This window comes from Klebsiella sp. YJ (assembly GCF_002108615.1).
In the GTDB taxonomy this organism is placed as follows: Bacteria; Pseudomonadota; Gammaproteobacteria; order Enterobacterales; family Enterobacteriaceae; genus Klebsiella; species Klebsiella planticola.
On record NZ_MTEG01000006.1, the window covers coordinates 141,371 to 157,310 of the forward strand.

Here is a 15,940-nt window from a genome sequence, read left to right on the forward strand (position 1 = left end):
CTTTCATGACTGCGTATTGGCTTGCCCAGGGCGTAGGTGTCATCGCCTTTCTGATTGGAATCACCACCTTTATCAATCGCGATGAGCGGCGCTTTAAACAGCAGCTGGCGCTGTACAGCGGCATTATCGGCCTGCATTTTATTCTGATGGGAGCGCTGCCTGCGGGCATGAGCGCCGGGCTTAACGCCGTGCGCACGCTGATTTCGCTGCGTACCCGCAATCTGTGGATCATGGTGATATTTATTGCCCTGACGCTGATTCTCGGCCTCGGAAAACTCCAGCATGCGATGGAATTGTTGCCGGTGGCAGGGACCGTCGCCAGCACCTGGGCCCTGTTTCGCTGTAAAGGGCTGACCACCCGCTGCGTGATGTGGTGTTCTACGGCGTGCTGGGTCACGCATAACTTTTGGCTGGGGTCGATTGGTGGCACGTTGATTGAAGGCAGCTTCCTGATCGTCAATGGCCTGAATATTATTCGTTTCTGGCGCATGCAAAAACGCGGTATCGATCCGTTTAAAAGAGAAGAGGCGGAGCTGAAAGAGAACCCCTCCGCATAACAGCGGAGGGGAAGGTCGGGATTAATCGCGCAGCGCGTTTTTCGCCAGCTGCTCGTCTTCCGCCATACAGGCGGCGGCGGTAAATAGCACGTCGGTAGAGGAGTTCAACGCCGTCTCACAGGAGTCCTGCAGCACGCCGATGATAAAGCCGACGGCAACCACTTGCATGGCGATATCATTGGGGATACCGAACATATTGCAGGCCAGCGGGATCAGCAGCAGGGAGCCGCCCGCCACGCCGGAAGCACCGCAGGCGCACAGCGACGCCACGACGCTCAACAGCAGCGCGGTAGGCAGATCCACCGGAATGCCCAGGGTATTTACGGCAGCCAGCGTCAGCACCGTAATGGTGATGGCGGCCCCGGCCATGTTGATGGTGGCACCCAGCGGGATCGACACCGAATAGGTATCGCGATCGAGATTCAGCTTTTCACTCAGCGCCATATTTACCGGAATATTGGCGGCGGAGCTGCGGGTAAAGAAGGCATACACGCCGCTTTCGCGCAGGCAGGTCAGCACCAGCGGATAGGGGTTGCGGCGGATTTTCCAGAACACCAGCAGCGGGTTAATCACCAGCGCCACCAGCAGCATACAGCCCACCAGCACCATCAGCAGCTGCGCGTAGCCCCACAGGGTTTCAAAACCGGTGGTCGCCAGGGTGGAGGAGACCAGGCCGAAAATACCCAGCGGCGCAAACCGAATGACCAGTTTCACGATAAAGGTCACCGCATGAGAGACATCGTTGATCAGGTTTTTTGTCGTCTCATTACCGTGACGCAGCGCAAAGCCCAGACCCACGGCCCACACCAGAATCCCGATATAGTTGGCATTGAGCAGGGCGTCAACAGGGTTTGAAACCATGCTCATCAGCAGCCCGCGCAGCACTTCGACAATCCCCGATGGCGGCGTAATATCGCCGGCCGCGGAGCTCAGGTGCAGCGTGGAAGGGAAGACAAAGCTGAACACCACGGCGGTTAATGCGGCGCTGAACGTCCCCAGCAGATACAGGAACAGAATCGGACGGATGCTGGTTTTTTGCCCCTGCTGGTGGTTAGCGATGGAGGCCATCACCAGCATCAGCACCAGCACCGGCGCTACGGCTTTCAGCGCGCCGACGAACAGCGTACCGAGCAGGCCAACGGCGATCGCCGCCGGTTTCGAAACCAGCGCCAGCAGCACGCCAAGCACCAGACCGATTAAAATTTGTTTGACCAGGCTGCCCTGAGCCAGGCGCTGTAGCAGGCCCGATGGGGGAGTTTGTGTCGTCATAATGATTCCTTGTTGTGATGTTGCTACCCGTCCCATGTACGTATTATTTGTTACGTTTATGTCCGGATGTAAATAAATGTTTGCCTGGTCGAGTATACGGAAAGTGCGCCATGTAGGAAGGGTAAAATGCTGCTTATTTAGCTGAGATCTTATTTTTTAACTATGTCTTAACGTTTTTGTGACATGGTGAGAAATAATACGCGGCGGGCGTTGCTGACCGGGTGAAAGTGGCTTCCACCCGGTTATTTAAGGCTTAGTGCTGTAATTTCTTCTTGTCGTGTTGCTTATTGACCCAGGCGTTAATCAGCAGCGTCAGCGCCAGAATACCGCCAACCACGCCGAGCGAGGCGCCAATCGGGATATGGTAGAAGTCGACGATCAGCATCTTGATACCGATAAAGACCAGAATGATCGACAGGCCATATTTCAGCATGGAGAAGCGCTCCGCGACGCCGGCCAGCAGGAAGTACATGGCGCGCAGGCCGAGAATCGCGAACAGGTTCGACGTCAGCACGATAAACGGATCGGTGGTTACGGCGAAGATTGCCGGGATACTATCGACCGCAAAAATCACGTCGCTCAGTTCGACCAGGATCAGCACCAACAGCAGCGGCGTGGCGAACAGAACGCCGTTTTGCCGTGTAAAGAAGCGCTCGCCTTCAATCTTATCGGTCATCCGCAGGTGGCTGCGGATCCAGCGTACCAGCAGTTTGTCGCCGATGCCGGAGTCATCCTCTTTCGCCAGCGCCATCTTCACGCCGGTAAACAGCAGGAAAGCACCGAAGAGATAGAGTAGCCACTCAAACTGGGAGATCAGCCAGCTTCCGGTAAAGATCATCACCGTACGCAGCACGATCGCACCCAGTACGCCGTAAACCAGTACCCGGCGCTGCAGCGCAGGCGGGACGGAGAAGTAGCTGAACAGCATCAGCCAGACAAAGACATTGTCCACGGCCAGCGCTTTTTCAATCAGATAGCCGGTGAGGAAAGCCAGCGCCTGCGGATCGGCAACGGCACGGCCTTCGGTTTGTGCCAGGTACCACCAGAAAACGGCGTTAAAGAGAAGGGAGAGCGTTACCCAGAGAATTGACCAACCCGCGGCCTGTTTCATGGTCATGCCATGCGCACCACGTCGTCCCTGAAGAAGCAGATCGATGGCTAGCATGATCACCACGACCACGGCGAATGCGCCCCATAACAACGGTGTGCCGACAGTATTCATTACTTAATTCCTTACATAAAAACAAAACGGCTGACGTCGGAAGACGGCAGCCGCTGCGTGTTTATGCATAGACCTCGCCTTCCGGCAAGGTCTCACTTACAACAATAAAAGAACCGCGCGATGACGGCAGGACCTTTTATTATTGCCCGGCGACCGGATGCGGTTTTGCACGCATCGTAATGACGATCCACCGGCAAGGAAGTTACTCCCCTTTGCAGGTAACAAAATATGACAAGTCATAAAGGGCGTCAATGGTTGCTGACGGCCTCTTTACACTCTTTTACGCCACCTGCGGGCCATCGGCCGGGAATACGACGCCGGTCTGACGACGAATTTCGCTCAGCAGTCTGGCCGTAATACGGCTGACTTCCAGCCCCGGGTGAACAACCTGGTTGTTCTCCACCAGATGCGCAAACTCCTCCGCCTCATACAGCATAGTATTGATATGCTGCGGCTGCGTCAGATCCTGAGCCTTCCCACCGCGTGGGATGAAAGAGAGCTTCTGGCACTCGGAGATTTTTTCGATAACCAGCGCGCCGGCTTCACCCTGAATTTCGCTTGGCAGCGTAGAGTCGCTCACTTTGGAGTGGTGCAGGGTGACGTCAAAATCGGCGTAGTTCAGGATCACGGTACCCTGGGCATCAACGCCGCTGTCCAGCAGGCTGGCGCTGGCGTGAACCGCGCGCGGTTCGCCCCACAGCGCCACCGCCGAGGCCAGACAATAGAAGCCGATATCCATAATCGAGCCGTTCGAGAAGGCCGGGTTAAAGGTGTTCGGGTTCTCACCGTCGAGATAGCGCTGATAGCGGGAGGAGTACTGGCAGTAGTTGATAAACGCTTTATGCAGTTTGCCTACCTTGCCGAGCGACTGCTGCAGCAGCAGAAAATTTGGCAGGCTGGCGGTTTTGAAGGCTTCGAACAGCACCACCTGATTTTCGCGAGCGATACGAATAGCGTCTTCGACTTCCCGCAGGTTTGAGGCCAGCGGTTTTTCGCAAATCACGTGCTTTTTATGGCTCAGGAACAGCTGCGTTTGCGGGAAGTGCAGGGAGTTCGGGCTGGCAATGTAAACCGCATCGATGGCATCGCTTTGCGCCAGATCGTCCAGCGACGTAAACAGCTGGTCGACGGGATAATCGCTCGCAAAGGCCTGCGCTTGTTCAAGGCTGCGAGAGTAAATTGCGGTGAGTTTATACTTGCCAGTTTCATGGGCGGCATCGACAAACTGTTTTGTTATCCAGTTTGTGCCAACAACAGCGAAACGTATCATAAACGTTGACGAACTCCGTTAAAGGGGACCTTTGGTCACTCTAACATGCCATCATGACAAAACCAGTGCGCGACTACGCAGAACGATTTAACGAAAGATGCGTTAGCCACAGACGGGTATCGAACTCCAGCTGGTGGTACTGCGGCTCCATATAGCAACAGAGTTGATAGAAGGCTTTGTTATGCTCCTTCTCCTTAAGGTGCGCCAGCTCATGCACCACAATCATGCGTAAAAACGCCTCAGGCGCTTCGCGGAACACCGTGGCCACCCTGATTTCGGCTTTTGCTTTCAGCTTACCGCCCTGGACCCGCGAAATCGCGGTATGCAGGCCGAGCGCATTATTCAAGACGTGGATCTTACTGTCGTACATCACCTTGTTGACCGGCGCCGCGCCGCGTAAATAGCGGGTTTTCAGATCCTGCGTGTACTGATACAGCGCCTTATCGTTATTGACGTCGTGGCCTTCCGGATAGCGCTTTTGCAAAACCGCCCCCAGGCGCTGCTCGGCAATCAATGTGCGCACCTGGGAAAGCAAATTCTCCGGATAGCCCTGCAGGTAAGTGAGTTGACTCATGACAGCTCCAGATAAAAGATCTTCACATCCTCCTTCAGGCTGCATCGGCGCATCTTGAATGATTTTGTGTATAAAAAGGGTATACTCACGCACCCTTTCAGGGATAACGCCGAAATTTTACCACTCAGGAGGGCCGATGAGCCACTTAGACAACGGTTTCCGTTCACTGACACTAAAACGTTTTCCGGAAACGGATGACGTTAACCCGCTGCTGGCGTGGGAAGCGGCGGATGAATATCTGCTGCAGCAGTTGGATGACACGGAGATTAACGGCCCGGTCCTGATTTTCAACGATACCTTTGGCGCACTGAGCTGCGCGCTGGCGGAGCATACGCCGTTTAGCATCGGTGACTCTTACCTCACCGAGCTCGCGACGCGTGAGAATTTACGCCATAACGATATCGCGGAATCCAGCGTCAAGTTTCTCGACAGCACCGCAGAGTATCCGTCGGCGCCAGGCGTTGTCCTGATTAAAGTTCCGAAAACGCTGGCGTTGCTCGAGCAGCAGCTGCGCGCGCTACGCCAGGTCGTGACGCCGCAAACCCGTATTATCGCCGGCGCAAAGGCACGTGATATCCATACTTCCACACTGGAATTGTTCGAGAAAGTGCTGGGGCCGACCACCACCACCCTGGCCTGGAAGAAAGCCCGCCTGATCAACTGTACGTTCAGCGAACCGGCGCTTGCCGATGCGCCGCAGACGCTGAGCTGGAAGCTGGAAGGGACCGACTGGACCATTCACAACCACGCGAATGTATTCTCCCGCACCGGGCTGGATATTGGCGCGCGTTTCTTTATCGAACACCTGCCGTCGGATCTTGAAGGCGAGATTGTCGATCTGGGCTGTGGCAACGGGGTGATTGGCCTGACGCTGCTGGAGAAGAACCCGCAGGCTAACGTGGTGTTCGTCGATGAGTCGCCGATGGCCGTCGCCTCCAGTCGTCTGAACGTGGAAACCAACATGCCCGAGGCGCTGGATCGCTGCGAGTTTATGATTAACAACGCGCTGTCCGGCGTTGAGCCTTTCCGCTTCAACGCCGTGTTGTGCAACCCGCCGTTCCACCAGAAACACGCGTTAACCGATAATATCGCCTGGGAGATGTTTCACCACGCGCGCCGCTGCCTGAAGATCAACGGTGAGCTGTACATTGTGGCCAACCGCCATCTGGATTATTTCCACAAGCTGAAGAAAATTTTCGGTAACTGCGCCACCGTCGCCACCAACAATAAATTTGTGGTGTTGAAAGCGGTGAAGGTACGTAAGCTGCGCTAATCGCAGACTGCCAGGACACCCCGGCTGGCGGCCTTCGCCTTAGCCGGGCTACTCATATCATGTAGCCTGAACACGTAGCCCGGGCAAGCGCAGCGCCCCCGTTAAATCTCCAGCGCCAGTTTCGTACCCTGAGCGATGGCGCGGCGAGCATCCAGCTCCATCGCGACATCGCACCCGCCAATCTGATGTACGACTTTCCCTGCCGCGCGTAGCGGATCCGCCAGCTCGCGCTTCGGCTCCTGACCGGCGCAGATAATCACCTGATCAACATGCAATATCTGGCCCTCGCCGCCGATCGTGACATGTAATCCCTCATCGTCGATCTTCTGATAGCTGACTCCCGGGATCATTTTGACGCCGCGGGCCAGCAGCGTAGCCCGGTGGATCCAGCCGGTGGTTTTTCCTAACCCATCGCCGGGTTTGCTGGCCTTGCGCTGGAGCATCACGATGCGCCGCGGGCTTTTCTCCAGCTGCGGTCCTTCCGGACGCAGTCCGCCCGCGCTCTGCAGTGTCGTATCAATACCCCATTCCCTGCAGAACGCGTCGATGTTCTGGCTGGTGGCAACGCCAGGCTGGCTCAGGTACATCGCGGTATCAAAGCCGATCCCGCCGCAGCCGATAATTGCGACGCGCTGACCCACCGGCGCCTTGTCGCGCAGTACGTCGAGGTAGCTCATCACCTTCGGATGGGTAATTCCGGCGATCGCCGGCATGCGCGGGGCGATCCCGGTGGCGAGGATCGTTTCGTCAAATTCCAGCAAACGATCCGCCGTGACCAGTTGGCCCAGCTGCAGATTGACGCCATGCAGATCCAGCATGCGCCGGTAGTAGCGCAGCGTTTCGTAAAACTCCTCTTTGCCGGGGATCTGTTTGGCGATATTAAACTGCCCGCCAATCTCCTGCTGCGCATCAAACAGGGTGACAGAGTGGCCGCGCGCGGCGGCATTGACGGCAAAGGCCAGGCCGGCGGGGCCGGCTCCCACAACGGCCAGGCGCTTTGGCGCGGCAGCAGGCATAACCGGCATCAGGGTTTCGTGGCAGGCTCGCGGATTGACCAGACAAGAGGTCACTTTACCGGCGAAGATCTGATCCAGGCAGGCCTGGTTACAGCCGATACAGGTATTGATCTCATCGGCGCGCCCGCTTTGGGCTTTGGAAAGGAACTCGCCGTCGGCCAGAAACGGGCGCGCCATTGACACCATATCGGCGTCGCCGCGGGCGAGGATCGCATCCGCGACATCAGGATCGTTGATGCGGTTAGTGGTGACCAGGGGGATCGACACCGCGCCTTTCAGCTTCCGGGTGACCCAACTGAAGGCGCCGCGCGGTACCGGCGTCGCAATAGTTGGAATACGCGCTTCGTGCCAGCCGATACCGGTGTTGATGATGGTTGCGCCTGCCGCCTCGATGGCCTGTGCCAGCTCAATCACTTCCGGCAGCGTACTGCCGTCGTTGACCAGGTCGAGCATCGACAGGCGGTAGATAATAATAAAGTCATGGCCAGCCCGTTCGCGTACCGCACGCACCACTTCTACGGCAAAGCGCATGCGGCGGGCGTAATCGCCGCCCCACGGGTCATCACGCTGGTTGGTACGCGCGGCGAGGAATTCGTTAATCAAATAACCTTCAGAGCCCATCACTTCGACACCGTCGTAGCCGGCCTCCCGGGCCAACTGCGCGCAGCGGGCAAAATCATCGATCAGCTGCAGGATCTCATCATGGCTGAGCGCGTGCGGAGCAAAGCGGTTAATCGGCGCCTGCAGTGCCGACGGGGCCACCGGCCGCGGCTGATAGCTGTAGCGGCCGGTATGCAAAATTTGCAGGGCGATTTTGCCGCCTTCCCGGTGGACCGCATCGGTAATGTGCCGATGCTGCGCCAGATGGCGGGCATCGTCGAGCACCGCGCCGCCCGCCATTGTGACGCCGGACGCCGTCGGCGCAATCCCGCCGGTGACAATCAGCGCCACGCCGTGACGCGCGCGTTCGGCGTAAAAAGCCGCCAGCCGTTGCGCGCCGTCGGCATGTTCTTCCAACCCGGTGTGCATGGAACCCATCAGCACGCGGTTTTTCAGCTGGGTAAATCCCAGGTCGAGCGGGGCGAATAACGACGGGTAGTGGCTCATAATGGCTTCCAGTCTCTTATATGTAACATTATTGTTATGTGGTCGGATGAGTTACTAATTTAGCCGTCGTCAGCGAAAAGTGAAAAAGGGCGTGCGGTGATTGTGATGGGATTCAAATAACGGTGACGGGAAGTTCCCCTCCTCGAAGGGAAGAGGGGGTTTTTGTGCCAGCGGCAGACGCTCGCTGGAGGTCAGGGCGCCGGAACGACAGGTGGGCGCCGCTCAAGGCCTGGCGCCTGCCACATCGAGGTGGTCAGCCCGCTGTCGACCAGCCCCAGCTGGTCGGCATAGACCGATTGCCATTTCTCCATCATCCCCTGGTACAGTTCGCGATGTGCCGGATTGGGGGTAAACACCCGATGCCAGCTCACCAGCTTCTCACCTGTGCCGGCCATATCGCTGTACAAGCCGGCGCCGGTTCCGGCGGCGATCGCGCAGCCCAGCGCCGTGGCTTCGCGCACCGCCGGGACCCGCACCGGCAGGCCGGTGACATCGCTGAGAATCTGGCTCCATAATGCCCCTTTCGATCCGCCTCCGGCAAACACCAGGCTGTCGAACGTCACGCCGGAGAAGCGGGAGATTTGCGCCAGGTTACAGGCAGAGACAATCGCCGCGTTCTCCTCCAGCGCGCGGAACAGAGTGGCTTTATTGCATTTCTCCGGGTCGATGGAGAGGTTAATAAACGACGGCGCGGCGTGATACCACTGCTTGAAATGCATGGCATCGGAGAAGATCGGCATCACGCCGTGGGAACCGGCGGGCACCCTGCTGGCCATCTCTTCGAGCAGAGCATAGGCATCCACTCCCAGGCGTTCGGCAACCAGCTTCTCTTCGGCGCAAAAAGCATCGCGGAACCAGCGCATGGTCAGGCCGGTGAAGAAGCTGATCGATTCGGCCTGCACCATGCCGGGAATGACGTGCGGGTTGATGCGAATATTCATCTGCGGATCGGTACGGACCTCCGGCAGATTCACCACCTGTTGCCAGAAGGTGCCCCCCAGCACCGCGCTTTGGCCGGCGCGTACCACCCCCAGACCCAGGCAGCCGAGCTGGACATCGCCACCGCCCATGATCACCGGCGTGCCGGCACGTAGTCCGCACTGCCGCGCTGCCGTCTCGGTCACCGCACCGAGCGGAGTGCCGGTCTCTTTAACCGGCGAGAGCAGATCCGCACGCAGCCCGGCCATATCGAGCAGCGCCGGGCGCCAGTCGCGGCTGAACAGGTCGAGCATCCCGGTGGTACCGGCATTGGAGGGGTCGACGGCCAGTTCACCGGAGAGTTTTGCCGCCAGCCAGTCGCTAATCATGGTGATGGTGGCAGCCTGACGGTAAATATCCGGGCGATGATGGGCCAGCCACAGCAGCCGCGGCATGGCGCTGAGTGCCAGCGTCTGGCCTGAGACATCATAGACTTCCGATTCAAAATGATAATCATGGATCTCTTTAAGCTCCGCGACTTCGCGGCTGGCGCGGGCATCGACGTTGGCGCAGGCCCAGATAGCCTCGCCGTTGCGGTCGTAAAGCACAATCCCTTCGCGCATGGAACAGCAGGCGACGGACTGAATATCGGCCGCCTGAAGGTGCGCGTTTGCCAGCGCCTGGCGGATACACTGGCAGGCCAGCAGCCAGTTGGTGGTGAGGTCAAACTCCATCGAGCCGGGAACATTTTCCACGCTCAGGTGCTTCCATTCCGCCTGACCGACCGCGACCTGGTGGCCGCTGAGATCGAAAATCACCGCCCGAATACTGCCGGTCCCGGCATCTAACGCTAACAGGTAACTCATGACATGCGCCTCGCGGTTGTTGCGCGGCGCAGGGCCATCAGGAGGCCAGCGTGAGCACCGCGCGTGCTGTTGTCTCTTCCGTTACCAGGCCATTGATGCGTTTGCCCGTCAGGGCGGCATAAATCGCCTGCGCTTTTTCCGTTCCACCGGCAACGCCGACAATGGTCGGCAGCTGCGCCAGCTCGTCGAGGGTGACGCCGAGTAATTCCCGGTGAATCTCCAGATCCTCAACCCGCCTGCCGTCGGCCTGCAGGAAATAACCTAAAATGTCGCCCACCGCGCCTTTACGCGCATACATCAACTGTTCGCCTTCGCTGATGTAACCGGAGCGCAGGATGGTTGCGTCGCGGCGCTGGTCGATGGCGCCGATCCCCACGACCGCCGCATCCGCCGCGGTGGCCGCCAGAATCACATCCCGGACGCTCGACTCCCGACGCAGAATTTCAGCCACATCGGCCGAAGAGACCCGCAGCGGCGCCGGAATGATGCTGACGCGACAGGCGGCGTCCAGCTGGCCGATACCGGTCATATAGGGACCCACGCCGCCGGAAAGCGTCACCAGCCGCACCTGCTGCGAACTGATAAACCCGCTCAGGTGCTGCAGACAGCTCATGGTGGCTTCGCCAAACCCCACCGCCAGCAGCTGTCCTGGTTCCAGCACCCCCATCAGCGATTGCGCCGCGCCGATCCCCAGCCGCGTATTCATCGGTGGCGTATTGAGCGCCGGCAGCACGCGGGCAATCTTCAGGTCAAAACGCTGTTGCAGCTCGGTTTCCAGCGCCAGACACCCTTCATAGCGGGAGTTGATCTGCACGCGGATCACCCCGGACTGGCGACCTTTCTCCAGCAGGCGGGAGATCTTTAACCGCGGCAGCCCCAGGCGCTCGCCAATATCGTTCTGCGTCAATCCATCGTGGTAGTAACACCAGGCGACCCGCGCCACCAGCTCCTCTTCGGCTAACGCCAGGCCTGCGTAGCGGTTCTCTTCCGTAATGCGTTTTTCGCTCATAAAGTGAACTCTTATAAAAATTTAGATCATATGTTCGCTATTGCGCGGTCGGAAAGTGTGAGCCGTCCGGCAAAACCGATCTTTCATTGTTTGCAGGTTTTTTCCAACGATCTAAAGCATGAAACTGTGATCTTTGCACGGTTGTAAATATAGTTCACCGTCTACGCTTTTGAACATTATTAAATTAAAAAATCATTTGTTCATACGAGGCGCGATGATGAAGCCACTGCTTGAAGCCCGTCAGATTCGCAAACAGTTCTCCGGCATCGCCGTGTTGAAGGGCATTGATTTCACGCTCTTTTCTGGCCAGGTGCATGCGCTGATGGGCGGTAATGGCGCGGGAAAATCGACGCTGATGAAGATTATCGCCGGGGTGGAAACGCCCGACGACGGTGAACTCACTCTTGGCGGCCGCGCTTTTGCGCGTCTCAACCCGGCTCTGGCTCATCAACTGGGCGTTTACCTTGTTCCCCAGGAACCGCTGCTGTTTCCTAACCTGACGGTACGGGAAAATATTCTCTTTCGCCTGCCGAAACGCGCCGATAACGACGCGCGTTTACAGGAGACGCTGCGGCAACTGAATTGTCAGCTCAATCTGGAGGCGGTGGCCGGGACGCTGGAAGTGGCGGATCAGCAGATGGTGGAGATCCTGCGCGGTCTGATGCGCGATGCGCAGATCCTGATCCTCGATGAACCCACCGCCTCGTTAACCCCCGGGGAGACGGATCGGCTGTTTCGTCAGATCCGCGCTCTGCAGGATCTCGGCGTCGGCATCGTGTTTATCTCGCATAAGCTGCCGGAGATCCGTCAGATCGCCAGTCATATCTCGGTCATGCGCGACGGGGCGGTGGTGCTGAGCGGCGACACGGCGAGCTACAGCGACGCGCAGCTAATCAATGCCATGACCCCCGCCCTTCGTGGACACGATCTCAGCGATACCCAGAAGCTATGGTTGGCGCTGCCGGGGAATCGCCGTACCCAGCCGCAGGATTTCCCGGTGCTACGGGTGGACGATCTGACCGGAGAAGGTTTTATCGATCTCAGTCTGGAGATCCATGCCGGAGAGATCGTTGGTCTCGCCGGGCTGGTGGGATCCGGGCGCACCGAATTTGCCGAGACGCTCTACGGTCTGCGTCCGCCGCGAGCTGGCCGGATATGGCTGGAAAACCGCGATATCAGTCGCGACAGCACGCGCGCGCGGCTCGCCAGCGGGCTGGTTTATCTGCCGGAAGATCGGCAGGTCTCCGGGTTGTTTCTCGATGCCCCGGTGCGCTGGAACACGGTGATGTTTAACCAACCGTCGTGGTGGCAGCAGCGCCAGCGCGAAGCGGCGGTAGTGGAGCGCTACCATCGGGCGCTGGGCATCAAACTCAATCACAGCGATCAGACCGTGCGCACGCTCTCCGGCGGCAATCAGCAAAAGGTGCTGCTGGCTCGCTGTCTGGAAGCCAATCCGCTGCTGCTGATTGTCGATGAACCGACGCGCGGCGTGGATGTTTCCGCCCGCGCCGACATCTATCAACTGCTGAAAAGCGTCGCCGCGCAAAACGTGGCGGTGCTGATGATATCAAGCGATCTGGATGAGTTTGTCGGGCTGGCCGACCGGGTGGTGGTTATGCACCAGGGCCGGCAGAGCGGGGAACTGCTCCGGCAGGCGGTCACCGTCGATCGCATGATGACCCTGGCCTTTGGAGGGCAGTCATGAAAACGTTACTCAGAAACCGCGAGCTGAGCGCGTTGCTGGCGATTCTGGCGCTGTTTGCGCTGCTGATTGCGCTCAACCCCGCCTGGTTCAACCTGCAAATTCTGGCGATGATTTTTGCCAGTTCGCAAATCCTCTGTCTGCTGGCGCTGGGGGCGACGCTGGTCATGCTGACCCGCAATATTGACGTCTCCGTCGGCTCGACCGTCGGCCTGAGCGCGATTGCGGTCGGCGCCGCGCTCAACGGCGGCTATGGTCTGACGGCGGCGATTGTCTTTGCGCTGGCGATTGGCGCACTGGCGGGGGCCTTTAACGGCCTGCTGGTGGTTGGCCTACGCATTCCGGCGATTGTTGCGACGCTCGGCACCCTGGGGTTGTATCGCGGAATGATGCTGCTGTGGACCGGAGGCAAGTGGATCGAGGGGCTGCCCGATAGCCTGAAGTCGCTTTCTGAACCGTTCTTTATCGGCGTATCGCCGCTGGGCTGGCTGGTGCTGGCGCTACTGCTGAGCGGGACCTGGCTGCTGGCTCGCACCGCCTTTGGTCGCGATTTTTACGCCGTGGGCGATAACCTGGCCGCCGCGCGTCAGCTGGGCGTCGCGGTCAACCGCACGCGGATGCTGGCCTTTACGCTCAACGGCATGCTGGCAGCCTGCGCCGGGATCGTCTTTGCCGCGCAGATTGGCTTTGTCCCCAACCAGACCGGTAGCGGGCTGGAGATGAAAGCCATCGCCGCCTGCGTACTGGGCGGGATCTCGCTGCTCGGCGGGACCGGAACCCTCGTCGGCGCTTTTCTCGGCGCCTTTTTCCTCACTCAAATCGATACCGTACTGGTGCTGCTGCGGCTGCCGGCATGGTGGAACGACTTTATTGCCGGCCTCGTTCTGCTGGGCGTACTGGTACTCGACGGGCGACTGCGTCAGGCGCTGGCGCGGCATCAGCGGGCGCTGAAGTACAGCCGTTTTCAGCCCGGCAATAAAGGGGGAAAGCACGTCACCCCGTTCGAAAAACGTAAAAATAAAGAGGTGGCGTAGATGAAACTCAACTGGGAAAGCGCGCTGCTGGCATTACTGGTGCTGGAGATTCTGCTGTTTGGGGCGATCAATCCGCGGATGCTGGATATCAACATGCTGCTGTTTAGCACCAGCGACTTTATCTGTATTGGCATCGTCGCACTGCCGCTGACTCTGGTGATCATCAGCGGCGGTATTGATATTTCCCTCGGCTCCACCATTGGCCTGTGCGCCATCGCGCTGGGGGTGATGATGCAGGCGGGTTGGCCGCTGGCACTGGCGATCCCGCTCACCCTTGCCATTGGGCTACTGTGCGGCCTGGTGAATGCCGCGTTGATTCACTACACCGGCATCAGCCCGCTGGTGATTACTCTCGGCACGCTGTATCTCTACGGCGGCGGGGCGCTGCTGCTTTCGGGAATGGCCGGGGCGACGGGCTATGAAGGGATTGGCGGCTTTCCCGATAGCTTTACAGCTTTTGCCAACCTGACGCTATTGGGCCTACCGCTGCCGCTGGTGATGTTTGCCATCATCACCTTTTTCTTCTGGCTGCTGACCCATCGCGGGCGTTTTGGCCGCCACCTCTTTTTACTTGGACAAAACCCCAGAGCAGCACGCTATGCCGCACTGTCGGTCAACGGTATGCCCTACGTGCTGTATGGCCTGGTGGGCGTGGCCTCGGCAATTGCCGCCTTGATTCTGGTCTCCTATTTCGGTTCGGCGCGTTCGGATTTAGGCCGCGACCTGCTGATGCCGGCGCTGACCGCTGCCGTGCTCGGTGGAGCGAATATCTATGGCGGGTCGGGTTCGATACTCGGTACGGCGCTGGCGGCGCTGCTGGTGGGGTATCTGCAACAGGGTTTACAGATGGTCGGCATCCCCAACCAGGTGTCGAGCGCGTTGTCAGGGGCACTGTTGGTGGTGGTGGTGATGGGGCGTTCGCTGAGCCTGCACCGCGAATGGCTACGCACGGCCTGGCGGCGTCTTTCTCGCGTATAGACATCATTCACTTTGCCAGAAGGCGGCAAGTTTATGCGTTCCCGGGTGCTGCGGGGTGAACGAAGGTAGCCAACGCACATGCAACTTGAAGTATGACGGTTTAAAACAATCGGAGCATAACAAGATGAAAGCAAAACATATCCTGCAAATCAGTGCCCTGGCGCTGGCCATGAGTGTCGCGGTGGCTCAGGCGGCGGATCGCATCGCCTTTATTCCTAAGCTGGTCGGCGTGGGCTTCTTTACCAGCGGCGGCAACGGCGCGAAAGAAGCAGGCAAAGCGCTTGGCGTGGACGTCACCTACGACGGCCCGACCGAACCAAGCGTGTCCGGCCAGGTGCAGCTGATCAACAACTTCGTCAATCAGGGTTACAACGCGATTATCGTCTCGGCAGTGTCGCCGGATGGCCTGTGTCCGGCGCTGAAGCGGGCGATGCAGCGCGGCGTGAAGGTCCTGACCTGGGACTCCGATACTAAACCCGAGTGCCGCAGCATCTACATCAACCAGGGCACTCCGCAGCAGCTCGGCGGCCTGCTGGTGGAGATGGCGGAAAAACAGGTGACGAAGCCCGCCGCCAAAGTGGCATTTTTCTACTCCAGCCCGACGGTGACCGACCAGAACCAGTGGGTGAAAGAGGCGAAAGCCAAAATCGAAAAAGAGCATCCGCAGTGGGAGGTGGTGACGACGCAGTTTGGCTATAACGACGCCACCAAATCGCTGCAAACCGCCGAGGGGATCTTAAAAGCGTATCCGGATCTCGACGCCATTATCGCCCCTGACGCCAACGCGCTGCCGGCCGCCGCGCAGGCGGCAGAGAACCTCAAGCGCCAGGGCGTGGCGATTGTCGGCTTCAGCACGCCGAATGTGATGCGCCCCTATGTCGAGCGCGGCACGGTCAAAGCCTTCGGCCTGTGGGATGTGGTACAGCAGGGGAAAATTGCGGTGAACGTCGCCGATCGGCTGCTAAAAAAAGGCGATCTTAACGTTGGCGATAGCGTGGATATCAAAGACATCGGGACGCTGAAGGTTGAGCCAAACAGCGTGCAGGGCTACCAGTATGAAGCGCAAGGCAACGGTATCGTACTGCTGCCAGAGCGCGTGGTGTTCACCAAAGAGAACATCAATCACTACGACTTCTGATGGAGGA

Annotated in this window: 13 protein-coding genes; 6 read left to right on the forward strand and 7 right to left on the reverse strand. The window is 58.8% G+C overall.

Annotation, left to right across the window (positions count from 1 at the left end):
• The first annotated feature begins 5 nt into the window (after positions 1-5).
• Positions 6-557: a YgjV family protein gene (locus BV390_RS08080; protein WP_032697466.1), complete on the forward strand. Its 552-nt coding sequence runs from the start codon at positions 6-8 to the stop codon at positions 555-557.
• 21 nt (positions 558-578) lie between these two features.
• Here the strand turns inward: BV390_RS08080 and sstT are convergent, their stop codons facing one another.
• The 4 genes from sstT to BV390_RS08100 form a co-directional block, all read right to left on the reverse strand.
• Positions 579-1,826: a serine/threonine transporter SstT gene (sstT, locus tag BV390_RS08085; protein ID WP_032697468.1), complete on the reverse strand. Its 1,248-nt coding sequence runs from the start codon at positions 1,824-1,826 to the stop codon at positions 579-581.
• 253 nt (positions 1,827-2,079) lie between these two features.
• The gene (locus tag BV390_RS08090; RefSeq protein ID WP_085396789.1) at positions 2,080-3,048 is read right to left on the reverse strand and encodes a TerC family protein; all 969 of its coding nucleotides are present in this window, start codon (positions 3,046-3,048) and stop codon (positions 2,080-2,082) included.
• 280 nt (positions 3,049-3,328) lie between these two features.
• Positions 3,329-4,318 (reverse strand): Gfo/Idh/MocA family protein, encoded by a 990-nt coding sequence (locus BV390_RS08095; protein WP_032690633.1) that lies wholly within the window; start codon positions 4,316-4,318, stop codon positions 3,329-3,331.
• A 73-nt stretch (positions 4,319-4,391) separates the two neighbouring features.
• Positions 4,392-4,892 (reverse strand): M48 metallopeptidase family protein, encoded by a 501-nt coding sequence (locus BV390_RS08100; RefSeq protein ID WP_032690634.1) that lies wholly within the window; start codon positions 4,890-4,892, stop codon positions 4,392-4,394.
• 136 nt (positions 4,893-5,028) lie between these two features.
• Between BV390_RS08100 and rlmG the strand changes: the two genes are divergently transcribed.
• Positions 5,029-6,165 (forward strand): 23S rRNA (guanine(1835)-N(2))-methyltransferase RlmG, encoded by a 1,137-nt coding sequence (gene rlmG / locus BV390_RS08105; protein WP_032690635.1) that lies wholly within the window; start codon positions 5,029-5,031, stop codon positions 6,163-6,165.
• 101 nt (positions 6,166-6,266) lie between these two features.
• On the opposite strand, the gene BV390_RS08110 is transcribed toward rlmG, so the two are convergent.
• The 3 genes from BV390_RS08110 to lsrR all read right to left on the reverse strand — a co-directional run bounded on the left by BV390_RS08110 (position 6,267) and on the right by lsrR (position 11,081).
• The gene (locus BV390_RS08110; RefSeq protein WP_085396790.1) at positions 6,267-8,288 is read right to left on the reverse strand and encodes an NADPH-dependent 2,4-dienoyl-CoA reductase; all 2,022 of its coding nucleotides are present in this window, start codon (positions 8,286-8,288) and stop codon (positions 6,267-6,269) included.
• Positions 8,289-8,479: 191 nt separating this feature from the next.
• Positions 8,480-10,072 carry an autoinducer-2 kinase gene (lsrK, locus tag BV390_RS08115; protein WP_085396792.1) on the reverse strand — a complete coding sequence of 531 codons (1,593 nt, stop codon included), beginning with the start codon at positions 10,070-10,072 and terminating at the stop codon, positions 8,480-8,482.
• A 37-nt stretch (positions 10,073-10,109) separates the two neighbouring features.
• Positions 10,110-11,081: a transcriptional regulator LsrR gene (gene lsrR / locus BV390_RS08120; protein ID WP_032690639.1), complete on the reverse strand. Its 972-nt coding sequence runs from the start codon at positions 11,079-11,081 to the stop codon at positions 10,110-10,112.
• Between the two features lie 217 nt (positions 11,082-11,298).
• On the opposite strand from lsrR, the gene lsrA reads away from it, so the two are divergent.
• From lsrA to lsrB, 4 genes are all read left to right on the forward strand, one after another.
• Positions 11,299-12,786, forward strand: coding sequence for an autoinducer 2 ABC transporter ATP-binding protein LsrA (gene lsrA, locus BV390_RS08125; protein WP_032690640.1), 1,488 nt, complete (start codon positions 11,299-11,301; stop codon positions 12,784-12,786).
• On the forward strand, positions 12,783-13,817 hold the full coding sequence (gene lsrC / locus BV390_RS08130) for an autoinducer 2 ABC transporter permease LsrC (RefSeq protein WP_004867893.1): 1,035 nt from the start codon (positions 12,783-12,785) through the stop codon (positions 13,815-13,817). Before lsrA ends, lsrC begins: the two co-directional genes overlap by 4 nt.
• Positions 13,818-14,795, forward strand: a complete 978-nt coding sequence (lsrD, locus tag BV390_RS08135) for an autoinducer 2 ABC transporter permease LsrD (protein WP_032697474.1) — start codon at positions 13,818-13,820, stop codon at positions 14,793-14,795. It begins immediately after the preceding gene.
• Positions 14,796-14,919: 124 nt separating this feature from the next.
• Complete coding sequence (gene lsrB / locus BV390_RS08140; protein ID WP_032690642.1) at positions 14,920-15,933, forward strand: autoinducer 2 ABC transporter substrate-binding protein LsrB; 1,014 nt, start codon at positions 14,920-14,922, stop codon at positions 15,931-15,933.
• The last annotated feature ends 7 nt before the right edge of the window (positions 15,934-15,940 follow it).